This window comes from Achromobacter deleyi (genome assembly GCF_016127315.1).
Taxonomy (GTDB): Bacteria; Pseudomonadota; Gammaproteobacteria; order Burkholderiales; family Burkholderiaceae_B; genus Achromobacter; species Achromobacter insuavis_A.
This window is the reverse complement of sequence record NZ_CP065997.1, coordinates 5,097,059-5,121,533: the sequence shown is the minus strand read 5'-3', so window position 1 is coordinate 5,121,533 and position 24,475 is coordinate 5,097,059. Positions and strand designations below refer to the sequence as shown.

Sequence of the window (24,475 nt, the reverse complement as noted above, 5' to 3'; positions counted from 1 at the left end):
TCACTCCCCCGCGGCGCGCGGCGCCAGGTCCGCGCGATCGAACATGGCCCCCATCGCGACGACGACCTTGCGCGGTTCCTCGTAGGGATCCCGCGCGTGCGCGGCCAGCATGTTGTCCAGCATGACGACGTCGCCCCGGCGCCAGTCGAAACGGACCGCGCAAGCCTCGTAGGCGGCGCCGATCAGGTCCATGGCGGCATCCGGAATGGGCGAACCGTCGCCAAAGGTGACGTGGCGCGGCGCCCGCTCCAGGCCGATCGTCTCCATGATGTGCTCCCGCACCTCCGGCTCGAGACAATGGAGATGATGCAGTTGCACCTGGTTGAAGAACACCCGCTCGCCCGTCACGGGATGCGTGATGACCGCCGGGCAGCGCGTGCGGGTCTGCAGCGTGTCGTCGTCCAGCCAACGGTAGGCCACGCCCCGTTCATCCAGGCGCGCCTGGACGTCCGCCCGCGCGTCGGTCTTGAAGAACGATTGCCAGCTCACGTCGAAGCGTTCGGTGAAGGTGCGTACGTAAAGCAGTTCCTTGCGCTCGAATTCGGCGACCAGATCGGCCGGCAGGCGCCGCAGCATTTCGCGGCAGTCCACGATGGGCGTGGCGCCGCCGACCCGGGACGGCAATTCGCAGTAGAACAATTGCTTGCGAGGCCAGCTGTCGAGGTGGGCGCTCTCGTTGTGGTACAGGATCATCTGCTTTTCCGGATACGGCGTCGACCGATAGGTGTTGCGTCCGCCCTCCTTCTTCGGCAGGTCGCCGTAGCCACCGAACAGCGTCGGTTCGACCGATTCGGCAAAGGCCTCGAATTGCTGGGGCGAGGCGATCGCGAAGTCGCGGAACAGGATGCCCCCATGCTGGGCGATCCACGCCTCGATCTGGTCGCGCTGGGCAGACGCCCAGGCCACCGCATCCAGCGTCGGATCCAGCGCCTGGACCACCAGCGGGAACTGCCGCTCGCTGGACAGGAACGAGGTGCGCACCAGTGGGCGCGGCGCCGGCGCGCCCGCCAGCGGCGCGCGAGCGGCGAATTTCTTCAGTTTTTCCTGCTTGTTGGCCGCAGGAGCTGGGGTCATCGACATGCCGGCCTCCTTGGAAAGGGGTTCAGGGCGAAAAGAGAGTGCCAGGTCGGCTTGCCGGCCAAGCTGGCGCAACAGGGATGTCCATTCTTCGGCAACGGCGGCCACCGTGGCCTGCTGATAGCGGGCGCGGGCATGGATCCACTCGACCTCGAAGGCGTCCTCGCGCTCGTGGACGAATACCGCGAGGTCGAATTTGGCTTCGGGCAACGGCGCCGGCAGCGTGGTCACCTGCAATTGCGGCAGCGCCAACGGCCAAGCGGGCGTGTTCTGCATGACGAACAGCACCTGCGCCAGCGGATTGCGGCCGCGCTCGCGCGGTACGCCCGCCGCCTCGACGATGCGGTCGAATGGCACTTCGCGGTGTTCGTGATCCGCCAGCAGGGTGTCCCGAACCCGCGCCAGCCAGTCCGTGAAAGAACCCGCCTCGGGAACATGGAGCCGGATCGGCAGCACGTTGACGAAGAAGCCGATCAACGGCTCCAGGTCGGCGTGATCGCGCCCGGCCAGATCGGTGCCCACCACCAGGTCACGCTGGTTGGCATGGCGGGCCAGCACCAGCGTGAACGCCGCCAGCAGCACCTGGAAAAGCGTGGCGCCCTGGCGCCGGGCCAGGTCTTGCAGGCGCCGCGCCAGGCGTGGCTCGATCGCCACCCGCTGGCAGCCCGCCGTGGCATCCGCGCCCGCCGCCACCTGCGGGTCGGCCGGCAAAGTGCTGAGTGCCGGCGCGCCGGCCAGGCGCTCGCGCCAGTAGTCCGTGCTTTTGCGGAACGCCGGCGTCGCGGCGCGGGCGTGCGTCCAGGCGGCGTAATGGCCGTATTGCAGCGGCAGGGATGGCAGCGCCAACCCGGCATACGCCGCCGCCAGTTCCCGCAACATCACCCCTTGCGACCAGCCGTCGAACACGATGTGATGGACCACCAGGGCAAGCACGTGGTCGCGCGGCCCGACCCGCAGCAAGGCCGCGCGCAGCGGCGCCCCTTGCGCCAGGTCGAACGGCGCGGCCGCCAGCCGTTCGAGGCTGGCCGGCACCTCGGCCTGCGCCACCTCGATCAGCGGCAAGGACACGGCCGCGTCGGCGCGCACCCGCACGCGGGGATTGCCCTGCTCGTCCTCGACGAACGCGGCACGCAGACTGTCATGACGCGACACCACGATCGCCAGCGCGCGTTCGAGCCGTGCGATGTCGAGTTCGCCCTCCAGGCGATAAGCCGCGCTCAGGTTGTAGGCCGAACGCCGCGCGGCCGGCGCCAGGCGGTCGACCAGCCACAGGCGCTGCTGCGCCAGGGACAACGACGCGAGGGCCGCTGCGCCGTCAGGCGCCGCCAGGTCGGCGCGCGGGCCATCGTCCAGTCCGACCGAAGCAGTGGCATCCGCCTGCGTCTCGATCAGGGCAGCGCAATCCGCCAGTTCGGCATGGGTGAACAGGGCGCGCAACGGCAACGACACGCCCAGGCGTGCGCGGATGCGGGTCAGCAATTGCGCCGCGTCCAGGGAATTTCCGCCCATTTCGAAGAAATTCGCCCGCCGGTCCGATACCGGACCGGCCAGCACCTCGGCCCACAGCGAGGCCAGTATCGTTTCGGCGCCTTCGCGGGGAGGCTCCGCCAGCGCCGCGGACTCGCCGCCGAATTCGAACGCGCCGTGCCGCCATAGCGCATAAGCCGACAGGCTGCCGTCCTGCCAGCCCTTGCGCGTCGCCGCGCGCTGCAGCTTGCCACTGGAAGTCTTGGGCAACGCGCCGGGTTCCAGCAGCACGGCCACGGCCAGCGACTCACCGGTCGCCATGCCCACCGCCCGATGCAGCGCCCGCACGATCTCGGCCGCGGCATGGCGCTTGCGCTGCAGGCGCCCCACTTCCACGGCCAGCCCGATGCCTTCGCCTTGCGGCCCGTCCACCCGGAACGCCGCGATCCGTCCTTTGCGTACGGCCGCCACTTCGGCCTCCACCACGCGTTCGACATCCTGCGGATAGATATTCTGTCCGCGCACGATGATCAGGTCCTTGAGGCGCCCATGCACATACAGCTCATCCTCGTGCATGAACCCCAGATCGCCGCTACGCAGCCAGCGCTCGCCATCCCGGTCGACGAACGCCTCGCGGGTGGCCTGCGGATTGTTCCAATAGCCGGCGGCCACGCTCGGTCCCGAGGTCCAGATCTCGCCCAGCACGCCGGGCGCCACCGGCTCGCCGGTCACGGTGTCGGCGATCATCAGCCGGTTACCCGGCTGGGGCCGCCCGCAGGACACCAGCGCCAGGCCGGCTTCCTGCGGCCGCACCGCCGCGCGCGCCAGCGCCATCTCGTCAAAATGGCGCACCCGCCCGCCCCGCCCCGGCGACGTGCCGGTCACGAACAAGGTGACCTCGGCCAGGCCGTAGCAGGGATAGAGCGCCTCGGCGGCAAACCCCGCCGGCGCGCACAACCGCGCGAACGCCGCCAGCGTCTCCGGCTGCACCGGTTCGGCGCCCGAGAACGCGACCCGCCAACCCGACAGGTCCAGTCCCTCGAGCTGTTCGGGCCGGATCCGCTCCAGGCACAACCGGAAGGCGAAGTCGGGGCCGCCGCTGACCGTGGCGCGGAACCGCGACACGGCCTGCAGCCAGCGCAACGGACGTTCCAGGAAATACTTGGGCGAGGTCAGGATCACTTCGCAGCCGATATGGAATGGCTGCAACAGGCCGCCGATCAGGCCCATGTCGTGATACAGCGGCAACCAGGAGACGAACCGGTCGGTCCGATCGGTGGCCATGGCGCCATGGATGGCGTGCTCGTTGGCCATCAGGTTCGCGTGCGTGACCATGACGCCCTTGGGCGACGAGGTCGAACCGGAGGTGTACTGCAGGAACGCCACCGAGGCCGGATCCGGCGTGAAGGCCTGCCATTGTTCCGCCCAGGCCAGGTCCAGTTCGTCCGCCGCCAGGATGCGCGCCTGCGAGAACACGCCGGCCTCGCGCGACAGCCATTGCGCCACCGCGGCCGTGGTCAGCACGGCGCCGGCCTCGCAGTCGCGCGCCATCGCGTGCAGGCGTCCCAGATGCTGGTCGCGCGCCGATTCGGGCGGAAAGGCCGGCACCGACGTCATGCCCGCATACATGCAGGCAAAGAACGCCACCACGTAATGCTCGTCATTGTCGAGCAGCAGCAGCATGCGGGTGCCGGCCGCGAATTCCTGCTGCAGGCGCGCCGCCAGGGCGCGCACCCGCTGATCCAGCGTCCGATGCGTATAGGCGCGCTCACCGGCGGCGTCGAACACCGTCAGGGCGGCCTGATCGGGCGCGAGCGCCACGCTTTCACGCAGGCGCTCGGCGATGCTGCCGGCCCGCGAGGTGAAGGAAACGATATCGTTCATGACATCAACCCACGCACGACAGGTCGTCGACGTCCGCCAGGCGCAGCGCCGTGGGATCGGCCGCCTCGACATTGCCATGGGGGTCGGCCATGGCCACCACCACCTTGCGCGGACCGGCGAACGGCGTGCGGGCGTGGGCCACCAGCATGTTGTCCAGCATCATCACGTCGCCCGCCTGCCAGGCAAAGCGCACCGTCTCTTCGTCAAGGACCGCGCGGATCTCGTCGAAGACCTCGTCGGCGATGGTCCTGCCGTCGGCGTCGTACACGTTGCGCGGCACGTTCTCGATGCCGAAGGCCTCCTCCAGCGATTCGCGCACGTCGGCCTGCAGGGACGACACGTGGAAGAGATGCGCCTGGTTGAACCACACCAACTCGCCGGTGTGCGGATGACGCTCCACGCCCTGGCAGCGCTGGCGCGTGCGCAGGCCGTCGTCCTCCAGCCATTCCCATTCGATGCCGGCCTGGCGGCAATAGGCCTCGACCCGGGCGCGGTCGTCGGTATTGAAGACCGTCTGCCATGGCAGGTCGAAATCGCCGAAATTGCGCACGTAGACCAGGCCGCGCGCGAAGCGCCGACGGATGGCCGCGGGCATCCGCCGATAGACCGCGCGACTGTCCGCGATGGGTGTTTCCCCGCCCGACTGCGCGGCGGTCACGCAGTGGAACCAGATGCGCATCGGCCATTCCCGGGTGTAGGCCTGTTCGTTGTGCAGCGGGATGTGCTGGTGCGCGGGGTATTCGGTGCTGGTGTACACCCCTGACTGGACCGCGCTGCGCGGGGTCGAGCCAAACTCGTAGGCCAGCAGTTCATGGCCAAAGCCGGCGGCAAAGCCGCGGAATACATCGACCGAAGGCACCTCGAAGCCTCGCAGCAGCACGCCGCCGATGGTCAGCAGCGCCGAATCGATCTGCGCCCGCAGCCGGCCCTGGGCGGCGGACAGTGACTCGCCCACGGCAGCCGGCGTCAACAATAGCGGCAACTCGCTGCCGGGCGGTGCAACACGCTCGAATCGTTCCATAGCTTCAAATCCGTAGATGAGGGGTGCCGGACCGCACCGCGCGGCGCAGGGGAACTGCGCCTCAGGCGGGCATACCGGCCGTTTCCGTGCGGAACCACGCCAACGCGGCGAGACCGCCCGCCGGCGCCGGCAACGCACAGGCCGAGGGTGGCGCGGCGCCATCGGCGACCTGCGTGCCCAGGCCCGCCAGGCCAGGCAAGTCCGGCGATTCGGGCCACATCGCCTGCCATGCCTCGATGTCGGGCGGGACCCGGTCAGATAGGCGCAAGCGCTGCATGGTGTTCCGGCCGGCAATGTTCGGCGATGCGATTGACCACGGCGTCCACCACGATGGCCTCGTGGTGGCGGATGAAGAAATGGCCGCCGTCGAACCAGGTCGTGCGCCCCGGCGCCAGCGTCTCGTCGCGCCAGGCCTCGATGAACGGGGCCTCGATATCATCCTGCCTGCCCGCCAGCACCTCGATCGGCAATGGCAGGCGCGGCACGGGCTGATACCGGTAACCCCGGCACAGGGCATAGTCGGCGGCCAGCGTGCCCAGCGCCAGGCGCAGCAGCTCGGGGCTGTCGAAGACCGCCTCGGGCGTCCCGCCCTGCTTGCGCATGTCGTCGATCAGCGCGGCGTCGTTGTCCAGGCCATCGAATCGATGCGGATCGCGGCGCGCCGGCGCCGGACTGCCGGACGCGATCAACAGCGCCGGCAACCGGGCGCCGGCCTGCCGTTGGCGGGCCGCCATGGCATAGGCCAGCAAGGCTCCCATGCTGTGCCCGAACAACACGTGCGGCAAAGCCAGGTCGGCGGCATGCGCCTCGCACAATTGCGCCACCAGGGTGTCGAAATCCTGTGCGTATGCCTCGCCGATGCGTGCGCCGCGCCCCGGCAATTCCACCGGCACCAGCCGCAACCATGCAGGCAGCGCGCGGCGCCACCGCAAGTACATGGTGGCGCTGGCGCCGGCGCATGGCAGGCACAACAGGGCGACAGGCGCAAGACTCATTGCGGCGCGGTCTCGGTCTGGCTTTCCATGAAACGGCGCAGCGACGCCGGCCGCATGTCGGTCCAGACGCGCTCCACGAACGCCAGGCAGGTCTGCTTGTCGCCCTTGACGCCGGTGTCACGCCAGCCCGCCGGGGTCGGCTTGAAATCGGGCCAGAGGGAGTACTGGTCTTCGTCGTTGACCAACACGCGCAGCTCCGCGTCCTCGCGGTCGAAACAGTTCATAGTGTCGTATCCCTGAAAAGAAAACGTCATCCCGATACGAGATTGACTCTTATTTAGAATGACGAACCAGCCAGTTGGAAATTCAGGATTTCATTCGCGCTTTTTTCGGGGCGCGACCCGCATGGGTGACGGCTTGCCGCCGCGCGGCCGCCTCAACCGGGCTGCAGGCATTCGTGGCAGGAACTGAGCGCCAGGTGGGCATCGCGGATCATGAAATTGACCAGCGCCGTCGAGACCCCCAGTTCGCGCGCCACGTCGCGCTGCGTGCAGCCTTCGAACCGATGCAGTTCGAACGCCCGGCGGGTGCGGGCCGACATCTGCGTCAGCGCGGTGGTCGCCATCCTGAGCGCCTGGCTGCTCACCGCGGCGTCTTCGGCCACCGAGGCCGAGACCGCGTGGCGGCCGGCCTCCTCGTCCGCGAAAAGGCGTTGTTCCAGCGCGCGGCGCCGATGGCAATCGATCGCCAGATGGCGCACGGTCTGGTACAGATAGGCCGCCGGCTCGCGCACGCCTTGCGGCACCGCGCCCTCGAGCAGCTTGACATAGGCATCCTGCACCACGTCGTCAGCCAACTCCCGTGAATCGAGGATGCGCATCGCCGCGCGAACCAGCTGCCGCCGGTTCGCCTCGTATAGCGTGGTCAGTGTTTCCATCGTCGGCGCAGTGCTCGTAACCATGTGTACCTCCTCGGGCGCCGGGCGCCCACGTCATAGTCCGACACCGCCCCGTGATGGCGCGGCGTCAATAGCGGTAAGTGACAGTGGCGAGTACCGTGCGGTCCACGCCATAGCGGCAATTGCTGCGATCTCCCCGGCAGACCACGGTCTGCCGGTTGAAAACATTGCTGGCATCCAGCGCCAGGCGCCAGGCGCCTGCGTCGTAGGCGAGCGCGGCGTCCACGACGGTGGCGGCCTCGTTCTTCATGGTGTTGGCGGCGTCCACGTAGGTGGAGCCGATATGGCGCACCCCTACGCCCGCGGTCCATCCGGCCAACCAGCCCTCAAGCGAGCGGTTCAGCCAGAGAGAAGCCATCTGGCGCGGCGTCACGATGGGCATTTTTCCGGTCGTGCCGTCGTTGGCCTGCTGATTCTTCACATCGTTGAAGGTATAGGCGGCCAGCACGTCCCACCCTCGCGCCAGGCTGACCTTGGCCTCGAGTTCGACGCCGCGCGCGCGCACGCGGCCGGTGGTGACGCTGAAGCCGGGGTGCGCCGGATCGGGATCGGCGGTCAGCACGTTGCGCTGCCGCAGGTCGAACAGCGCCAGCGTGTACAGGCTTTGCGATTGCGGCGGCTGGAACTTCACGCCCACCTCGAACTGCTCGGCCCGGGACGGATCGAACGGCTTGCCCTCGTACGAGGCGCCGGCCTGGGGCACGAACGAGGTCGCATAGCCCACATAGGGCGCGACCCCCGCCCCCGCCGCATACGACACCCCTACTCGTCCCGTGTAGACATCGCCACGGCCACGCGTACGAGTACCGGCGAGCAGGTTGTCGGTTACGTCGCGGTAGTCGTCGCGCCGCACGCCGAGCAGCACGGTCCAGTCCCCCGCCTGCACCTTGTCCTGGAGATAGAGCCCCCACTGCTCGCTGACCTGCCGCACCTTGATGATCGACGGCGCGCCGGACGGCAGCGCGATGCCCTGCCCGTAGCGCGGATCCAGCAGATCCAGGCTGGGCGCGGCCGCCTGCTGATAGTGCTGGCGCCCCGACAGGCGCCTGGCATCCAGCCCGGCCAGCACCGTATGGCGCAGGCCGCCCGCTTCGAGGTCGCCTTCGATCTGGCTGTCCACCGCCAGCCCTTCGGCACGTTCGCGCGCCTGCAGCTGGGCGCGCGCCAGCGTACGGCCATCGCGGGCCAGCGCCCCCGCATACAGATTGCGCAGCAGCATGTCGCCTTGCTGGTAGCGCGCATTCTGGCGCACCCGCCATTGCGCGTTCAGGCGATGCTCGAGCTGGTACCCCAGGCTGAAGAAATCGCGGTCGTTGCGGTCGTAGTCGTAGTCGCCCACCAGCACCCGCGTCGGATAGTAGGCGCGCGATTCGCCGTCGTTGCGATCATGCTGGTAGTGCATCAGCAACGTGAACGAGGTGTCCGCGTCACGCCAGCCGAAGGCGGGCGCCACATAGGCCAGGTTGTCGCGGTAGCGATGGTCGCTGTCGTACTTGTCCTGCGTGCCGGATTCCTTGGCGGTCGCGGTCAGGCGGAAGCGGGCCTGCCCGCTTTCGTTGAAAGGCCCTCCCAGGTCCAGGTAGGCCTGCTTGTGCTCGAACGACCCGAACTGCAGCGCGGCTTCGCGCAGCGGCGTCTCGGGGGGACGCTTGGTGACGCGGTTGACGATCCCGCCGGGCGCGGCCTGCCCATACAGCGCCGATACCGGCCCGCGCACGACCTCGATCTGTTCCAGCGCATAGGTCGGCACCCGCGCCCGGATCTGGTCATAGGGCATCTGGCTCAGGCCGTCGCGGTAATCCCCGGTCAGCTTGGCATCGAAACCGCGCAACACGACCCAGTCATTGCGGACCTCGGTGCCGCCATAGTTGTCGATCTGCACGCCCGGCGTGTACTGCAGCGCCTGCGTGACCGAACGGGCGCCCCGCGCCTGCATGTCGGCGGCCGTCACCACCGACACCGACTGCGGCACCGAGACCAGGGGGGCCAGCGTCTTGGTGGCGGCGCGATCCTCGAGCTGCGTGAAGCCCCGCGCCATGCCTTCGACCTGTGTGATCGGCAGGATCGCGACGGCGGGCATCCAGGTTCGACGCACGCGGAAACCGCCCGACAGGTCTTCGTAGACTTCCAGGCCGTGGCCGCGCAAGACCGCCTCGAAGGCGAGCGCGGGCGCGTAGGCGCCGTCCAGGCCGTCGCTGCTCAGGTCACGGGTGACCGCGGGATCGAAGTAGACCAGCACATGCGCCTGGCTGGCGATCTGCTGCAGCACCTGGGTCAGCGGCCCGGGCGCGACGTGAAAGCTGCGCGTGGTGGCCGCCTGCGGCCCGGGCTGAGCCCCGGCCAACGGCATGGCCGCGAGCGCGCCCAGCAGCAGCATCCGCGCGCACAGCCGCCCGCCCGCCATGGGGCCAGGGGCGCGTACGAGACGTTGATCGGCTGCTCCGATAACCATGGATTCCGGCTTTTTTCCGTGCAATTGAGTCCTCTTGATTGAAAGGACACGCCAAAACCGGAAACCGGAAAGGTATCGACAAAAAAAAACCCGGAATCCGGGCGAATGGAGAAATCGGGGCTGTTACCGAGCCGAAACGCGAACCCAATAAGGGCTGCGCCGGGTCACCGTGACAGGCAGCAGGCGGGCCACCGCCTGTAGCGCCCTGTCGGTGTCGTTCAAGGGAAACAATCCAGAGATCCGCAACTTCGCCGCCGGCGCGTCACAGGAAATCAACCCGTGCCGGTAACGGCTCAGTTCGGCCAGGAACCGGTCCAGCGGCATGTCATCGGCCGCCAACTCGGCATTGATCCAGGCCGTATCGGCCAGCGCCACCGGACGGACGGGCTCGATACCGTGCGCGCCGTAGCGGGTGGCCTGCCCCGGCTGCAGCAACAGCGGGCTGCCGCCGGCCGCCGGCTCGATCTCCACGTGCCCCTCGAGCAGCGCCACGCGGGTCTGGTCTCCGTCCAGGCGCACCATGAAGCGCGTGCCCAGCGCGCGCACGCCCCCGGAAGGGGTGTCGACCCGGAACGGCAGGCCGGCATAGCCGGCCGCGTGCCCGGTACGGATCTGGATTTCGCCGCGTCGCAGGCGCAGGCGGCGTGTCCGTCCGTCATAGAGCACGTCGATCGCGCTGTCGGTATTGAGCAGGACCTCGGTGCCGTCGACCAGGGTCACCGACCGTTGCTCCCCCACTGCCGCCACGTAGTCGGGCGAGAGTCGTACCCAGCGCATGCGGTCGGCCGTCCAGACCAGGCCGCCGGTACAGGTGGCCAGCCCCAGCATGGCGATGAGCGCGCGGCGGCGGCCATTGCGCCGATCGACCGTCAGCGCCTGATAGGCGGGACTGCCCCCCAGTTCGCGCATGCGGCCATCGACGCGCATCAGGTGGGCCCAGGCCCGCTCATGGTCGGGATCCGCCTGGCGCCAGCGTTCCCAGGCCAGCCGGTCCTGCACGGTGTCGGCGCCACTCGTCAACAGCACGTACCAGCGCGACGCCTGCTCGGCCACATGCGCCGGTAGCGGCAGTCCGCCAGCGTAGGCGGCGGGCGTCGCATTCACCCGCGTCACGCGAAACCGTCCTGCGCGAAGAAGCAGGCCTGGACCGCGCGCACCATGTAGTTGCTCACCGTGCGGGTGGTCACCCCCAGCCGCGCCGCGATATCTTCATGCCTGAGCCCTTCGAGTTGCGCCAGCAGGAACGCCTCGCGCACCTTTCCCGGCAACGAATCGAGCGCGCGATCGATGGCGAGCAGCGTCTCGATGACGATGTGCCGTGATTCAGGGCTGGGTTCCACGGGCTCGGGCAGATTGGCCAGGGCCTCGAGATAGGCCCGCTCGATCATTTCGCGCCGATAGTGGTTGGACAGCAGCCGGCGAGCGATGGTGGCGAGAAACGCGCGCGGCTCGGACAGCGGCGGGATTTCCTTGGCGGTCAGGACCCGCATGAAGGTGTCGTGCGCCAGGTCGGCGGCGCAGTCGGAGTTGGCGGTGCGATAGCGCAGCCAGCGCGCGAGCCACGAATGATGCTCGGCATACAGCACCGCCGTACGCTCTCGTAACCCCGCTTCGCTGGACATGGACGTCTCCCGCAATGTTGACCCGGACAATCGACGGTAATGATAACCATTATCTATTTTGCCGACTAGGACTACATCCGAGTTGAATTCTTGTTTACATCAAGGATGTGACCGCCAAGCCTGATACATCCGCGGCGTCATGAAACCAAGGGAAAACCCTTATTTGTTTCTCATGCCGCCCTGCCGCGGGCCCACCAGGCCCGGGCAAGGCAGGCACAGCGGGTAGCGCCCTGCCCCAAACGGGCGGGTCCGAGCCGGCCCCCGCCCTTTTCATTACAGCATGTGCGCCAGGAACTCGCGGCTGCGCGGATGCTGCGGCGCGCGGAAGAAGTCCGCCGACGGCGCCTCTTCGACGATGCGGCCTTCGTCCATGAAGATGACGCGGTGCGCCACTTCGCGGGCGAAGCCCATTTCGTGGGTCACCACCAGCATGGTCATGTGCTCGTCGGCCAGCTGGCGCATGGTGCGCAGCACTTCGCCGGTCAGCTCCGGGTCGAGCGCCGAGGTCGGCTCGTCGAACAGCATGATGTCCGGCTCCATCGCCAGCGCCCGGGCGATCGCCACGCGCTGCTTCTGGCCGCCCGACAGGCGCGTCGGATAGTTGTCGCGCTTGTTCAGCAGGCCGACCTTGCGCAGCAGTTCCTCGGCCTTGGGCACGATGGCGGCGCGCGGCATGCCCTTGACGATCATGGGCGCTTCGATGATGTTCTGCAGCACCGTCATGTGCGGGAACAGGTTGAACGACTGGAACACCATGCCCATCTTGCGGCAGATGCGGCGCACGTCGCCGTCGCTGGCGTAGCGGCTCTGGCCGCCCGGCACCGCCGTGGCCAGGGCTTCGCCCTCGATCTCGATGGTGCCGTCGTCGATGGTTTCCAGGTGGTTCAGGCAGCGCAGGAAGGTGCTCTTACCCGAGCCCGACGGGCCGATGACCGCCACCACTTCGCCCTTGCCCAGCTCCAGCGAGACCTGGTCCAGCACCCGGTTGGCGCCGAACGACTTGACGATGCCGCGGGCCGAGATCATGGCGCCGCGACCGCCGGCGGACGGATTACTGGTCGTATTTGGCATAGCGCTTTTCCATACGCTGGAAGAACCACGTCAACACCAGCGTCATGAGGAGATAGAAGGCGGCCGCGACCAGGAACGGCGTGGTCGTGAAGTCGCGCTGCACGATGCCGCGCGCGGTGCGCAGGATGTCGTTGAGCGCCAGCACGTAGATCAGGGAAGTGTCCTTGACCAGGGTGATGGTCTCGTTGCTCATGGGCGGCAGCACCCGCTGCACCATCTGCGGCAGCACGATGCGGCGCAGCGTCTGCAGGTAGGTCATGCCCAGCACCTTGCTGCCTTCGTACTGGCCGCGGTCGACCGACTGGATGCCGGCGCGGAAGATCTCGGCGAAATACGCCGCGTAGTTCAGCGCGAAGGCCACCACCGCCGCCGGGAAGTCGGGCAGGCGGACCCCCACCACCGGCACGAACGGCAGCGCGAAGTAGATGAACAGCATCTGCAGCATCAGCGGCGTGCCGCGCATCAGCCAGATGTAGCCATTGACCAGCTGGCTGACGAAGCCCCATTTGGAGATCCGCAGCAGCGCCAGCACCAGGCCCAGCGGCACGGCCAGCGCCAGCGTGATGAAGAACAGCGTCAAGGTCACTTTCGCGCCTTGCGCCAGGGGTCCCAGGAGGGAGAGTACGTAGTCCATGCGGATGGGAGTGCGCCGTGGGTGGCGGGAGGAATCAGGGGCCGGGGCGCCGGCGCGAAGGATCGCCGGACTGAAAAACGCCCGGACCGCGCCGCGGTCCGGGCGTTTCCCGGGAGATTACTTGACGATGTTGGCGCCGAACCACTGGGTCGCGATGCGGCCGGCGGTGCCGTCCTGCTTCATCGAGTCCAGCGTCTTGTCGAGCTTGCCCAGCAGCTCGGTGTCGTCCTTGCGCACGCCGACGCCGTAGTCTTCGGTGCCGAAGTTGTCGTCCAGCACGCGGTATTCACCGGCGCGCTTGCTGATCAGGTAGCGGCCCACCACTTCGTCGACCACGATGGCGTCGAGGCGGCCGGCGGCCAGGTCCATCAGCGCGGTGACGTTGTCGCCGAACTTCTTGACTTCCTTGATGCTGCCGGCGACCGGGTCCTTGGCGATGGCGTCGGTGGCGCTGCTGCCATCCTGGGCGCCGACCACCTTGCCGGCCAGATCGGCCTTGGCCTTCACCGGCGAGGCGTTGCCGACGATGATGATCTGGTGGTTGGCCATGTAGGGCGCGGTGAAGCTGATGTTCTTCTTGCGTTCTTCGGTGATGGTCAGGCCGTTCCAGAGCACGTCAACGCGCTTGCCATTCAGCTCGGCTTCCTTGGCGCTCCAGTCGATCGGCTTGAATTCGACTTCCAGGCCCAGGCGCTTGCTGGCTTCCTTGGCCATGTCGACGTCGAAACCGACGATCTGGTTGTTGGCGTCGCGGAAACCCATGGGCGGGAAGTTGTCATCCAGGCCGACGACGACCTTGCGGGCGGCGGCCGGCGCCTGCGCACTGGCGGCGGGCGCGTTGTCGGACGGGCCGCAAGCGGTCAGCATCGTGGTTGCGGACACGAGAAGAACAGCAGTCAGTTTTTTCATATTTATCGAGGGCGCGAGGCGCAGGAATGAAGAAGGCCGGAGGGCTCGACGAAAGCCGCGAGCCGGTTATTTTAGCGTTCCTGGAAATATGTGTTTCATGAAGGACATATATAGGGCCAACAGCAGGGCCGCGCGCTAGCCGGCCCGCGCCGCCATGCCCGCGCGCAGGCCGGCCGCGCAGTCGAGCGCGTCGTCCCACAGCTGGCGCGTCAGCGCCTCGGCGTCGGTCTCGCGGGCCATCGCGGCGGCCTCGCCCGACCACAGCAGCGAGAAATCGCCGCTGCCGGTCTTTTCCACCGCGACTCGCAACGGATCGACCGCGCCGGTCGCCAGCGGAAACGCGGGCGCCACCGCGCTCATCGGGCCCTGTTCGCGCATGAAGCGCGTCAGCAGCCCGCGCGCCGGGCGGCCCGTGTACAGATTGGTCAGACGCGTGGCGTCGTCGCGCGCCGCGCGCACCGCCTGCCGGTGAATGGCAGAACGCCCCGCCTGCGGCGTCAGCAGATAAGCGGTGCCCAGTTGCGCGGCCGCCGCGCCCAGCGCGAAGGCCGCGGCGATCCCGCGCCCGTCGGCAATGCCGCCGGCCGCGATCACCGGCACGCCCACGGCGTCCACCACCTGCGGCAGCAAGGCGTACAGGCCCGGCTGGGCGCCGATGTCGTCGGTCAGGAACATGCCGCGATGGCCGCCGGCCTCCACCCCCTGGGCAATGATGGCATCCACGCCGCGGGCGTCGAGCCAGCGCGCCTCTTCGACCGTGGTGGCGGACGACAGCACCATGGCGCCGGCGCGGCGCACGCGCTCCAGCAGCGCGTCGTCGGGCAGCCCGAAATGGAAGCTGACCACCGCCGGCCGCGATTCCTCGACCACCTGGCACATGGCCTCGTCGAACGGCGCGCGGCCCGGGCCGCTGCCCGCGGCCGACAGGTTCAGCCCGGCCTCGCGGTAGTACGGCGCCAGCGTCTCGCGCCAGCGGGCCTGGGCCGCCTCGTCGGGCGCGGGCGGCGTGTGACTGAAGAAATTCAGGTTGAACGGCGCGTCGGTCTCGGCGCGGATCGCGGCAATCTGTTCGCGCAGCGCGTCCGGGCCAAGCGCGGCGCAAGCCAGCGACCCGAGGGCGCCAGCGCGGCAGGCGGCAATCGCCAGCGGACTGAAGGAGCCGACCATCGGCGCTTGGATCAGGGGCAACAGCGAAGGCAGCGATTTCATCTCGGGCACACGACGGCAATGGAGGACACCCGAGCATATCGCAACGGCATGCTAGGCTTGGGCCTTCCCCCTACTCGTCTCACGCCATGGAATTTCGCAGCAACGGCCGCCCCGATCTGGCCGCGCGCCGGGAGCGCGCCGCATGAGTCCAGCCTTGCGTCTTGGCCCCCTGGTCTTTCCCATCGAACTCGCCCTGCTGGTGGCCACCGCCGCCGTCGGCCTGCTCGCCGGCCGCCTGCTGGCCGGCACGCGCGCCGAGGACGCCGGCCGCGTCCTGTGGCGCTGCCTGCTGCTGGGCCTGCTGGTGGCCCGGCTCGCCTTCGTCTGGCAATACCGCGATCACTTCCTGCAGGATCCGCTCAAGATCCTGGACCTGCGCGACGGCGGCTGGACCGGCCTTGCCGGGCTGGCCGCGGCGCTGCTCTATGGCGCCTACGCCGTGCTGCGCAACCGCGCCCCGCGCCGCGCCCTGCTGGTCGCGATGGCGCTGAGCACGGCCGTCTGGCTCGGCGGCGGCCGCCTGCTGGCGCCCTCGACCCAGACGCAGCCGCAACTGGCGGGCCTGTCGCTGCAACAGCTGGATGGCGCGCCGGCCGCGCTGGCCGCCTTTCACGGCAAACCCACGGTGGTGAACCTGTGGGCCAGCTGGTGCCCGCCGTGCCGCCGCGAGATGCCGGCGTTCGAGCAGGCGCAGGCGGCCAACCCCGACATCCATTTCGTCTTTCTCAACCAGGGCGAGGCGGCGGCCACCGTCCGTCAATACCTGGACGAGCACGCGCCGTCGCTGGCCAACGCCCTGCTCGATCCGGCCGGCGAGGCCTCGCGCCAGATGAGCAACCGAGGCTTGCCCGCGACGCTGTTCCTCGATGCCCAGGGTCGGTTGATCGACGTGCGCGTCGGCGAACTGTCCAGCGCCACGCTGGCGCAGCGGCTGGAATCGATCCGGGCGGCCGACGCGCCGCGCTGAACGGCGGAACTGAACGGTGTCACCGGCGCCGTCCCGCCGCGCCCGCGGCCCTCAAGCCTCGCCGCCAGCCCCGCCGCTGCCGGGCAGCGCTTGCGCCCAAGGCAGCGCCACCCCTTGTTCCGTTTCCTGCTCCATTCGCGCCAGCAATCGCAGACGCTGCCCCACCGCCCGCGGCACGTCAGGCAGGCGCACCACCAGCAGCGGTCCGCGCGGCAGCGCGTTGACGGTGGCGATGATGCTGCCGCCGCCGGCCGCCTTGCCGGGCACCTGGGTCCACGCCAGCAGCTCGGCCTCCTCCACAGGCGCCTCGACGGCCCGGTCGTGGCCGCAGGCCGGGCACCACAGCCGCGCCGGATAGACCCGATGCCCGCACTGCGCGCATTCCCTCACGTTGAAACTCATGCGTCCTCCCTGGCCAGCACCGCGGCGTTGGCGCACATGCCGTAGCGCAGCTGCACCATGCCGTAGCCGGTCGCCACGCCATGGCGCGCATGCGCCACCTGGCGCGCGCCGGCCCGGCCCAGCAGCTGGCGCGCCACTTCCGCCAGCCCGTGCATGCCGCCGGCCGTGCCCGCCTGCCCCGCCGACAGTTGCCCGCCCGCCGTGTTGACCGGCAGCTCGCGGGTGGCGATGCGGCGCGCGATGAAGCCCGGCAGGTCATTTGCCGGCGCCAGGCCCAGGTCGCACAGCTGCGCCACCGCCATCGCCGGATAATCGTCGTACACGCCGACCACGTCCATATCGTCGGGCCCCAGGCCGGCCTCGGCCCACAGCGCGGACGCGAAGCCGGCAATGCCCGTCACCAGGCCATCCCCCTCCTGATGATCGAAGTTGTAGCGCGCGCCGCTGGCCCGCAGCGTGACGTGCACGCCTTGCGGCCGCGCCTGCAGCACCAGCGCGCAGGCGCCGCTGACCACCGGCACGCAGTCGAGCCGGCCCAGCGGCTCGGCCACCATCGGCGCGTCCAGGTATTGCGCCAGCGTCAGCGGCTGGCGGTAGGCGGCGTTGGGATTGGCGCCGGCCCAGGCCCGCTGCGCCACGCACAGCGCGCCGTAATCCTCGCGTCGCAGGCCGGTCCGCGCCATCTGCCGCTGCGTCAGCATGGCGAACAGCGGATTCGGCCCGACGCAGCCCAGCGGGCTCAGGTAATCCTGCGCGCTGCGGTTGTAGCGCCCCACCAGCGCGGCGAAATCGGCGCCGGCGAAATGGTCGCCGGCCACCAGCACGATGGTGCGCGCCTGCCCGGCCCGCAGCGCCAGCCAGGCGTGGCGCAGCAGGTTGATGGCGCTGGCGCCGCCCATCTCGTCCTGCATGCACCAGCCCAGCGTCAGGCCGAGCCGCCACGCCATGTCGATGGCGCGGTCGGGGCGCAGCGTGAACGAGGCCAGGCCCAGGCCGTCGACGTCCGCCGGCCGCAGCCCGGCGTCATCCAGCGCCAGGCGCACCGCCTGGGCGATCAGCGTGGCCGTGTCGCAGCCGGGCTCGGGATGGCGCAGCGCGGGCGTCTCGCCCACGCCGACGATGCCGGGCCCGGCGCTCATGCCGATTCCTGCCGCGGCGGCTCGCGCGTCAGCAGCAAGGTGATGACCGTGATCGCCGCCATCCCCACCAGGAACCACGCCACCGGCGTGGCCGATTCATACTTGCGCAGCAGCGCCATGGCGATCAGCGGCGACAGGCCGCCGGCGAACACCGAGGCCAGCTCGTGGCCCAGCGCCAGGCCGGTGTAGCGCACCTCGGCCGGGAACAGCTCGGCGAAATACGCCGGCTGCGTGCCGATCATGGCGGCGTGGCAGATCGTGTTGCCCAGGAAGAACGCCAGGAAGATCCACATCGGGTCCTTGGTCTGCACCAGCCAGAAGAACGGAAACGCCGCCAGCATCAATCCGGCCGAGCCGATCAGGTAGACGGTGCGCCGGCCGATGCGGTCCGACAGGTGGCCGAACCACACCAGCGTGCCCAGTTCGATGAACATGGAGGCCAGCACCCCGCCCAGCATCACGTCGTTGGGAATGCCCAGGAACTTGCCATAGGCCAGCGCGAACGCCAGGAAGATGTACGAGCCGCCGTTCTCCGCCACCCGCAGCCCCATGGCGGTGAACACCTGGCGCGGATAGCGGCGGAACACTTCCACCGCCGGCATGCCGCGCTTGGCGGTCTTCTTGGCCTGCACGAACTCGTCGCTTTCCGGGATGTGCTTGCGGATGTACAGGCCGATGCCGAAGATCAGCACGCTCAGGAGGAACGGCAGGCGCCAGCCCCAGCTCATGAAGGCCTCCTGCGGCAGTTGCTGCGCCAGCATGAAGACGCCGGACGACAGCACGAAGCCGCCGGCCACGCCCAGCTGGCTGAACGACGAGAAATAGCCGCGGCGCTTGCCGTCCACCGCCTCGCTGATGAGCAGCACGCCGCCGCCCCATTCGCCGCCGGCCGCCGCGCCCTGCATCACGCGCAGCACCACCATCGCCACCGGCGCCCAGATGCCGATCTGCTCATAGGTTGGCAGCAGCCCGATCAGGAAGGTGGCCGCGCCCATGATGCCCAGCGTCCATTCCAGCGCCAGCTTGCGGCCATAGCGGTCGCCGATATGGCCGAAGATCACGCCGCCCAGCGGCCGCGCCAGGAAGCCCACGGCAAAGCCGGCGAAGGCCCCCATGGTGCCCAGCAGCGGATCGGTGCCCTTGGGAAAGAACAGTTCGCCGAACACCAGCGCCGCCGCCGTGCCGTAGATGAAAAAGTCGTACCACTCCATCGCGTTGCCGGCGACGGACGCCATCACCACCCGCCGCGTGCGCTTGCGCCGGGCCTGCTCGTCGGCGCTCTGCGCCGCGCCCTGGTATGCCATTGTCATGCTCTTGCCCCTTGTTTTATATGGACGGGATTCAGCGCGCCACGCGGTAGCCGGCGGCGTCGCGATCCCAGGTGTCGCCCGTCACGCCCTCATCGCGCAACCGGAACTTGCGGACCTTGCCGTTCTCGGTGCGCGGCAGGTCGTCCAGCACGCGCAGATAGCGCGGCACGGCGAAATACGGCATGCGCGGCTGGCAGAAATCCAGCAGGGCCTGCGGCGTGAGCACGCAGCCCGGCTTGTAGACCAGCGCCGCCATGACCTCGTCCTCGGCCAGTTCCGACCGCACCGCGTAGACCGCCGCGACCGCCACCGAGGGATGCGCCAGCAGCACCTGCTCGACCTCGTATGACGAGATGTTCTCGCCCCGCCGGCGGATCGCGTCCTTCATGCGGTCCAGGAAGCGGAAATAGCCGTCGGCGTCGCGCACCACGCGGTCGCCGGTGTGGAACCACAGGTTGCGCCAGGCCTCGACCGTCTTGTCGGCCATGCCGAAGTAGCCGGTGGCGATGGCGAACGGCGGCCGCGCGCGCAGCAGCAGCTCGCCGGCCTGGCCATCGGGCAGCGGCGCATCGTCCGCGTCGGCCACGATGGCGTCGAACTCGGGCGCGACGCGGCCCATGCTGCCGGGGCGCTGCTCGGCCAGCGTGCCGCCGAGCGCGAAGTTGGTTTCCGTGGAGCCGTAGCCTTCCAGCAGCGCGATGCCGGTGCGCTCGGTGAACACTCCGTGGAAACGTTCGGGCACGCCCGGCGCCAGCGCGATGCGGGCGCGGTGGCCGCGCTCGGCCGCCGCAGGTTCGCGCGCCAGCAGCATCGGCACCATCGCGCCCAGCAGGTAAGTGACGGTGGCGCCGGTGGCCTGCAACTGCTCGAAATAGCGGCTGACGGAAAAGCGTTCGTCGCACACGATCGACGCGCCGGTCACCAGCGCCTGGAAGCAGGCATTCAGGGCGTTGGTATGGAACAGCGGCAGGCTGGTGTAGAGCACGTCGTCGGCGCCGATCTCCAGATTGCGGGCGGCGATGACGCCCCACCAGTGGAACTGTGCATGGGGGCAGCACACCCCCTTGGACAGGCCCGAGGTACCAGAGGTATAGAGGATCGCGAGCGTATCGCCGGGGCCGAGGTCGGCCTCGGGCGCGGGCGTGTCCGGCAAGGCCGGCAGCGCGGCGGCCGGCGCCGGCAGGCCGGACGGGACCGCGGCCGTGTCGTTCGCGCCGTCCTCCAGCAGCCAGATCTGCCGCAGCGCCAGGCCGGCGGCGTCGACCCCGGCCAGGGCCGGACAGGAGGCCCGGTCGGCCACCAGCAGCACGCACCCGCTGTTGGCCAGGATGTGCTGCAACTGCATGCCGCGCGAGGCGGTGTTGATCGGCACCACCACCGCGCCCAGCCAGCCACAGCCCAGCACCAGCGACATGAATTCGATGCGGTTGCCCGCCATCAGGCCGACGCGGTCGCCGCGGGCCACGCCGGCCTGCGCCAGCAGCGCCGCCCAGCGGGCCGCCTGGCCGGGCGCCTCGGCATAGCGCAACGCGCCGCCCGGCGCCTGGATCCACGGCCGCGTTCCCTGGCGTGCCGCCTGGTCGCGCAACAGCGACGGCAAAGTCAATGCATGCATGACGTGCTCTTCCCCTTGTTGTCGGCGGCCGCCTGGTCACTGCCGCGGCTCGTGAAAATTAGTCTAGGAATCAACTATTTATGTGTCAAATTTATGGGTATTATTCATTGCATAAACCAGACTGATAACAAGGGCGGACGTGGACTTCGACTTGAATCTCATGCGGGTTTTCCTGACCGTGCTGCATGAGCGCAGCGTCACCCGCGCCGCGCAACGGCTGCAGCTGACGCAGCCCGCGGTCAGCTATGCCCTGGCCCGGCTGCGCGAGAAATTCGACGATCCGCTGTTCGTGCGCACGCCGTCGGGGATGCGGCCCACGCCGGTGGCCTTCGCCCTGGCCGGCCCGATCGAGCGCGGCATGAACAGCTTCGCCGAGGCGGTCAGCCTGCGGCAGCATTTCGAGCCGGCCAGCAGCACGCGGCGGTTCCGGCTGTCGATGTCGGATATCGGCGAAATGGTGTTCCTGCCCAGCCTGATGGAACGCGTGCACGCGCTGGCGCCGCGCCTGCAGGTCGAGGTGGTGGAGGTGCCGCTGGAACAGCTGGCGCAGGCGCTCAAGGACGGCGACATCGACCTGGCGATCGGCAACCTGGCCGGCCTGGGCCGCCACACGCGCCACGCCGATCTGTTCAGCGAGCGCTATGCCTGCATGGGCCGGCGCGGCCACCCGGTGCTGTCGGCCGGCCTGACGCGCGGCCAGTTCAAGCGGCTCGACCACATCCTGGTGGCCTCGCGCGCCAGTGCCCACCGGCTGCTGGACGACGTGCTCGGCGAGGCCGGGCTGCATCGCCAGCCGTATCTGACCCTGCCGCATTTCTCGGCCGCCGCCGAGATCGTGCGGCGCACCGACCTGACCGTCACCCTGCCGCACCGCGCGGCGGTCTGGTTCAACCGCGACAACGCCTTCGAGATCCGGCCGCTGCCGCTGACGCTGCCGCCGCTGAGCGTCACGGTGCACTGGCATCCGCGCTTCGAGAGCGACCCCGGCACGCGCTGGCTGCGCACGCTGGTGGTGGACACCCTGGCGGACCGGGACGCGGGCGGAACGGCGGCTGGCGCCCTGATTTGATCGAATCAAGCAACAGACTCACGCATGGATGCCGGTTTATCTGGCCGGATGACGCAACTAGACTGCCGTCACTCCCTCTTTTCCAGGACACCGCCATGCCCACCCTGCCCGCCCTGCGCCGCCTGATTCCCGCCCTCGCGCTGGCCCTGGCCGCCGCGCCCGCCCTCGCCGCCACCGAACTGACGATCACCCCCTACAACCCCGGCAACGACGCCATCTTCCAGGTCGCCTCGGTGCTGGTCAGCGGCGAACGCGACGCCATCCTGGTCGACGCGCAATTCGGCAAGTCCCAGGCCGACCAGGTCGTGGCCATGGTGCGCGCCAGCGGCAAGCGCCTGACCACCATCTATATCAGCCACGGCGATCCCGATTTCTACTTCGGCCTCGATACCCTCCAGGCGGCGTTCCCCGACGCCAAGGTCGTGGCCACCGCGCCCACCGTGCGCCACATCCGCGAAACGGTCGACGCCAAGCTGGCGTTCTGGGGCCCCAAGCTGGGCGCCGACGCGCCGCGCAAGGCCGTCGTGCCGCAAGTGCTGGAAGGCGACACGCTGACGCTCGAAGGCCAGGCCTTGAAAATCACCGGCCTGGACGGCCCGCAACCCGACCGCACCTTCGTCTGGATCCCGTCGCGCCAGGCGGTGGTCGGCGGCGTGGTGGTGTTCGGCAACCTGCACGTCTGGACCGCCGACACGCAGTCGCCGCAATCGCGCGCCGACTGGCTCGCCACGCTGGCCCGCATCGATGCCCTGAAGCCGGCCACGGTGGTGCCCGGCCATTACGCGCCCGGCGCGCCGCTGACGCTGGAATCGGTGCGTTACACTCAGGGCTACCTGCGCGCCTTCGAGGCCGAGGCCGCCCGCGCGCCGGACAGCGCCGCGCTGATCCAGGCCATGCGCGCCCGCTACCCGCAGGCCGGCGCGGCCGCCTCGCTGGAGATCAGCGCCAAGGTCGCCAAGGGTGAAATGAAGTGGTGATGCGGCGGTAGCCGCCGCGCACAAGCATCACGGCCGGTCCCGCCGGACAACGCGTTCGGCGGGCGCCCGCCCTGTCAGCGCCGCGCCAGCGGCGGCAGCGCCAGATGCCGCAGGTGCCACACCTGCGACAGCGTGCCGCCCCAGAACATGCCGTCGATCAGCCCGGACACGCCGCCGAATGCCGCCGAGAACGCCGCGTCGGCGGCCAGCCCGTGATCGCGCGCCAACATGGTCATCAGCACGAACTTGGACGCGAAGGCCAGCACCAGCAGGACGAGCGTGATCGGCGACCCCGGCCGCTCGATCATGCGCGTCTGCGGGTGATAGGTGGCGCGGCCGGCCCGCGACCACAGCATCCAGCCCAGCACGCCGCCCGCCACCATGCTGGCGGCGAACGCCTCGTAGGCGGCGCGCAGGTCGGTGACTTCGCCGTGGATCGACACCAGCACCCAGACCAGGAACAGCACCGGCAACAGGAAAGTGCGCGACACCGACAGCTGGCGCGGCCGCAGCGCGCGGATGCCGCGATACAGCAACAGCGCGAACAGCGCCCATACCCAAAGCGGCGTGCGATGCAGGATTTCCAGGCTCATGAAGATTCCAGGCAAGGGATTCCGGGCAGGCGCGACCGGAACGGCAGCGCCTGCCCAGTTGAGCAGAAATCTCCTGACAGATCGCTGGCGGTTCAGGCCTCGGCCAGGGCCAGCGCTTCCAGCATCAGGTCCAGGTTCTGCACCGCCGCGCCCGACGCGCCCTTGCCCAGGTTGTCGAACACCGCGCTCAGCAGCACCTGGCCATGATCGGCGTTGCCGTAAACGGCCAGCCGCAGGTCATTGGTGCCGTTGAGCGCCTGCGGATCCAGCGACGTGTGCGCCGCCGCGTCCTGCGGGGCCACCACTTGCACGTGGCGGGCGCCGGCATAGTGCCGGGCCAGGCATGCCTGCAGTTGCGCGGCGCTGACGCCGGCGGGCAACAGGCGCAGCTGCAACGGCACGGTCAGCACGATGCCCTGGCGGAACGCGCCGTACGACGGCACGAACACCGGCCGCTGCGTCAGGCCCGCGTGGCGTTCGATTTCCGGGGTGTGCTTGTGCGCCAGGCCCAGGCCGTAGACCTGGAAGGCCAGCCCGCCGGTGGCGCCCGGGCCCTCGTAGGCGTCGACGCTGGCGCGGCCGCCGCCCGAATAGCCGGACACCGCGTGCACGCTGAGCGGATAGTCGGCCGGCACCAGGCCGGCCCGCACCAGGGGGCGCAGCAAGGCGATGGCGCCCGTGGGGTAGCAGCCCGGATTGCTGACGCGCTTGGCCTGGGCGATGCGCTCGGCCTGCCCGGCCGCCATTTCCGGAAAGCCGTAGACCCAGCCCGCGGTGGTGCGGTGCGCCGAACTGGCGTCGATCACCCGCACGTCCGGATTGACGATCGATGCCACCACCTGGCGCGCCGGCTCGTCGGGCAGGCACAGGATGGCGATGTCGCTGGCGTTGATGGCCTCGGCGCGCCGTTGCGGGTCCTTGCGGTCGCCCTCGGCCAGCGTCAGCAGGCGCAGGTCGGCGCGGCCGCGCAGCCGTTCGTGGATCTGCAGACCGGTGGTGCCCTGGTCGCCGTCGATGAATACTAGGGGATGCGTCATGTGCGTGGCCTTGCGAAAGAGCCGGCGCGGCGCCGGCGGATGGGATCGAAAGTGGATCCAGGCGTCCATCATTGCCCATCGCGCCACATACGAAAAGTCGAATATCATGACGACGAGATTCAGAAAT

At 69.3% G+C, this 24,475-nt stretch carries 21 protein-coding genes; 3 read left to right on the top strand and 18 right to left on the bottom strand.

Annotation, left to right across the window (positions count from 1 at the left end):
* From I6I07_RS23195 to I6I07_RS23140, 12 genes are all read right to left on the bottom strand, one after another.
* Entirely contained in the window at positions 1–4,428 is a 4,428-nt protein-coding gene (locus I6I07_RS23195) for a condensation domain-containing protein (RefSeq protein ID WP_198483887.1), read from the bottom strand.
* 4 nt (positions 4,429–4,432) lie between these two features.
* Complete coding sequence (locus I6I07_RS23190; RefSeq protein ID WP_198483886.1) at positions 4,433–5,449, bottom strand: TauD/TfdA family dioxygenase; 1,017 nt, start codon at positions 5,447–5,449, stop codon at positions 4,433–4,435.
* Positions 5,450–5,703: 254 nt separating this feature from the next.
* Positions 5,704–6,444 carry a thioesterase II family protein gene (locus I6I07_RS23185; RefSeq protein ID WP_198483885.1) on the bottom strand — a complete coding sequence of 247 codons (741 nt, stop codon included), beginning with the start codon at positions 6,442–6,444 and terminating at the stop codon, positions 5,704–5,706.
* The gene (locus I6I07_RS23180; RefSeq protein WP_061071155.1) at positions 6,441–6,668 is read right to left on the bottom strand and encodes an MbtH family protein; all 228 of its coding nucleotides are present in this window, start codon (positions 6,666–6,668) and stop codon (positions 6,441–6,443) included. The genes I6I07_RS23185 and I6I07_RS23180 overlap by 4 nt, the downstream gene beginning before the upstream one ends.
* A 152-nt stretch (positions 6,669–6,820) precedes the next feature.
* Positions 6,821–7,345 carry a sigma-70 family RNA polymerase sigma factor gene (locus I6I07_RS23175; RefSeq protein WP_198483884.1) on the bottom strand — a complete coding sequence of 175 codons (525 nt, stop codon included), beginning with the start codon at positions 7,343–7,345 and terminating at the stop codon, positions 6,821–6,823.
* Between the two features lie 64 nt (positions 7,346–7,409).
* Complete coding sequence (locus I6I07_RS23170) at positions 7,410–9,794, bottom strand: TonB-dependent siderophore receptor (RefSeq protein WP_232625696.1); 2,385 nt, start codon at positions 9,792–9,794, stop codon at positions 7,410–7,412.
* 123 nt (positions 9,795–9,917) lie between these two features.
* Positions 9,918–10,907, bottom strand: a complete 990-nt coding sequence (locus tag I6I07_RS23165) for a FecR domain-containing protein (RefSeq protein WP_198483883.1) — start codon at positions 10,905–10,907, stop codon at positions 9,918–9,920.
* Positions 10,904–11,416 (bottom strand): sigma-70 family RNA polymerase sigma factor, encoded by a 513-nt coding sequence (locus I6I07_RS23160; RefSeq protein ID WP_061071151.1) that lies wholly within the window; start codon positions 11,414–11,416, stop codon positions 10,904–10,906. The genes I6I07_RS23165 and I6I07_RS23160 overlap by 4 nt, the downstream gene beginning before the upstream one ends.
* Before the next feature lie 273 nt (positions 11,417–11,689).
* Positions 11,690–12,442 (bottom strand): amino acid ABC transporter ATP-binding protein, encoded by a 753-nt coding sequence (locus I6I07_RS23155; protein WP_026383076.1) that lies wholly within the window; start codon positions 12,440–12,442, stop codon positions 11,690–11,692.
* Positions 12,443–12,467: 25 nt separating this feature from the next.
* Entirely contained in the window at positions 12,468–13,121 is a 654-nt protein-coding gene (locus tag I6I07_RS23150) for an amino acid ABC transporter permease (protein ID WP_198483882.1), read from the bottom strand.
* A gap of 117 nt (positions 13,122–13,238) precedes the next feature.
* Positions 13,239–14,030, bottom strand: coding sequence for an amino acid ABC transporter substrate-binding protein (locus I6I07_RS23145; RefSeq protein ID WP_006384525.1), 792 nt, complete (start codon positions 14,028–14,030; stop codon positions 13,239–13,241).
* Positions 14,031–14,165: 135 nt separating this feature from the next.
* The gene (locus tag I6I07_RS23140) at positions 14,166–15,239 is read right to left on the bottom strand and encodes an NAD(P)H-dependent flavin oxidoreductase (protein WP_198483881.1); all 1,074 of its coding nucleotides are present in this window, start codon (positions 15,237–15,239) and stop codon (positions 14,166–14,168) included.
* 142 nt (positions 15,240–15,381) lie between these two features.
* Here I6I07_RS23140 and I6I07_RS23135 point away from each other — a divergent pair, with 142 nt between their 5' ends.
* On the top strand, positions 15,382–16,206 hold the full coding sequence (locus tag I6I07_RS23135) for a TlpA family protein disulfide reductase (RefSeq protein WP_198483880.1): 825 nt from the start codon (positions 15,382–15,384) through the stop codon (positions 16,204–16,206).
* A 51-nt stretch (positions 16,207–16,257) separates the two neighbouring features.
* On the opposite strand, the gene I6I07_RS23130 is transcribed toward I6I07_RS23135, so the two are convergent.
* The 4 genes from I6I07_RS23130 to I6I07_RS23115 are packed head-to-tail and all read right to left on the bottom strand — an operon-like array spanning position 16,258 to position 20,672.
* Positions 16,258–16,608, bottom strand: a complete 351-nt coding sequence (locus I6I07_RS23130) for a zinc ribbon domain-containing protein (RefSeq protein ID WP_198483879.1) — start codon at positions 16,606–16,608, stop codon at positions 16,258–16,260.
* On the bottom strand, positions 16,605–17,747 hold the full coding sequence (locus I6I07_RS23125; RefSeq protein ID WP_198483878.1) for a thiolase family protein: 1,143 nt from the start codon (positions 17,745–17,747) through the stop codon (positions 16,605–16,607). The genes I6I07_RS23130 and I6I07_RS23125 overlap by 4 nt, the downstream gene beginning before the upstream one ends.
* On the bottom strand, positions 17,744–19,057 hold the full coding sequence (locus tag I6I07_RS23120; RefSeq protein ID WP_198483877.1) for an MFS transporter: 1,314 nt from the start codon (positions 19,055–19,057) through the stop codon (positions 17,744–17,746). The genes I6I07_RS23125 and I6I07_RS23120 overlap by 4 nt, the downstream gene beginning before the upstream one ends.
* A 31-nt stretch (positions 19,058–19,088) precedes the next feature.
* Positions 19,089–20,672, bottom strand: a complete 1,584-nt coding sequence (locus tag I6I07_RS23115; RefSeq protein ID WP_198483876.1) for an ATP-dependent acyl-CoA ligase — start codon at positions 20,670–20,672, stop codon at positions 19,089–19,091.
* Positions 20,673–20,832: 160 nt separating this feature from the next.
* Between I6I07_RS23115 and I6I07_RS23110 the strand changes: the two genes are divergently transcribed.
* Both I6I07_RS23110 and I6I07_RS23105 read left to right on the top strand, forming a co-directional pair.
* Positions 20,833–21,741, top strand: coding sequence for a LysR family transcriptional regulator (locus tag I6I07_RS23110; protein WP_006395150.1), 909 nt, complete (start codon positions 20,833–20,835; stop codon positions 21,739–21,741).
* Positions 21,742–21,836: 95 nt separating this feature from the next.
* Complete coding sequence (locus I6I07_RS23105; protein ID WP_198483875.1) at positions 21,837–22,718, top strand: MBL fold metallo-hydrolase; 882 nt, start codon at positions 21,837–21,839, stop codon at positions 22,716–22,718.
* Positions 22,719–22,792: 74 nt separating this feature from the next.
* On the opposite strand, the gene I6I07_RS23100 is transcribed toward I6I07_RS23105, so the two are convergent.
* A complete protein-coding gene (locus I6I07_RS23100) occupies positions 22,793–23,311 on the bottom strand; it encodes a DUF6622 family protein (RefSeq protein WP_054430527.1) in 519 nt (172 codons plus the stop codon).
* Between the two features lie 92 nt (positions 23,312–23,403).
* Positions 23,404–24,348: an N-acetyl-gamma-glutamyl-phosphate reductase gene (argC, locus tag I6I07_RS23095; protein ID WP_198483874.1), complete on the bottom strand. Its 945-nt coding sequence runs from the start codon at positions 24,346–24,348 to the stop codon at positions 23,404–23,406.
* Positions 24,349–24,475: the final 127 nt, after the last annotated feature.

Bases quoted from the DNA above. Each gene is read 5' to 3' on its own strand.
- I6I07_RS23170 (WP_232625696.1), bottom strand. From the start codon at position 9,794: ATGGTTATCGGAGCAGCCGATCAACGTCTCGTACGCGCCCCTGGCCCC.
- I6I07_RS23110 (WP_006395150.1), top strand. From the start codon at position 20,833: ATGCGGGTTTTCCTGACCGTGCTGCATGAGCGCAGCGTCACCCGCGCC.
- I6I07_RS23195 (WP_198483887.1), bottom strand. From the start codon at position 4,428: ATGAACGATATCGTTTCCTTCACCTCGCGGGCCGGCAGCATCGCCGAG.
- I6I07_RS23185 (WP_198483885.1), bottom strand. From the start codon at position 6,444: ATGAGTCTTGCGCCTGTCGCCCTGTTGTGCCTGCCATGCGCCGGCGCC.
- I6I07_RS23150 (WP_198483882.1), bottom strand. From the start codon at position 13,121: ATGGACTACGTACTCTCCCTCCTGGGACCCCTGGCGCAAGGCGCGAAA.
- I6I07_RS23105 (WP_198483875.1), top strand. From the start codon at position 21,837: ATGCCCACCCTGCCCGCCCTGCGCCGCCTGATTCCCGCCCTCGCGCTG.
- I6I07_RS23140 (WP_198483881.1), bottom strand. From the start codon at position 15,239: ATGAAATCGCTGCCTTCGCTGTTGCCCCTGATCCAAGCGCCGATGGTC.
- I6I07_RS23100 (WP_054430527.1), bottom strand. From the start codon at position 23,311: ATGAGCCTGGAAATCCTGCATCGCACGCCGCTTTGGGTATGGGCGCTG.
- I6I07_RS23145 (WP_006384525.1), bottom strand. From the start codon at position 14,030: ATGAAAAAACTGACTGCTGTTCTTCTCGTGTCCGCAACCACGATGCTG.
- I6I07_RS23135 (WP_198483880.1), top strand. From the start codon at position 15,382: ATGAGTCCAGCCTTGCGTCTTGGCCCCCTGGTCTTTCCCATCGAACTC.
- I6I07_RS23130 (WP_198483879.1), bottom strand. From the start codon at position 16,608: ATGAGTTTCAACGTGAGGGAATGCGCGCAGTGCGGGCATCGGGTCTAT.
- I6I07_RS23120 (WP_198483877.1), bottom strand. From the start codon at position 19,057: ATGACAATGGCATACCAGGGCGCGGCGCAGAGCGCCGACGAGCAGGCC.
- I6I07_RS23180 (WP_061071155.1), bottom strand. From the start codon at position 6,668: ATGAACTGTTTCGACCGCGAGGACGCGGAGCTGCGCGTGTTGGTCAAC.
- argC (WP_198483874.1), bottom strand. From the start codon at position 24,348: ATGACGCATCCCCTAGTATTCATCGACGGCGACCAGGGCACCACCGGT.
- I6I07_RS23175 (WP_198483884.1), bottom strand. From the start codon at position 7,345: ATGGTTACGAGCACTGCGCCGACGATGGAAACACTGACCACGCTATAC.
- I6I07_RS23115 (WP_198483876.1), bottom strand. From the start codon at position 20,672: ATGCATGCATTGACTTTGCCGTCGCTGTTGCGCGACCAGGCGGCACGC.
- I6I07_RS23155 (WP_026383076.1), bottom strand. From the start codon at position 12,442: ATGATCTCGGCCCGCGGCATCGTCAAGTCGTTCGGCGCCAACCGGGTG.
- I6I07_RS23160 (WP_061071151.1), bottom strand. From the start codon at position 11,416: ATGTCCAGCGAAGCGGGGTTACGAGAGCGTACGGCGGTGCTGTATGCC.
- I6I07_RS23125 (WP_198483878.1), bottom strand. From the start codon at position 17,747: ATGAGCGCCGGGCCCGGCATCGTCGGCGTGGGCGAGACGCCCGCGCTG.
- I6I07_RS23190 (WP_198483886.1), bottom strand. From the start codon at position 5,449: ATGGAACGATTCGAGCGTGTTGCACCGCCCGGCAGCGAGTTGCCGCTA.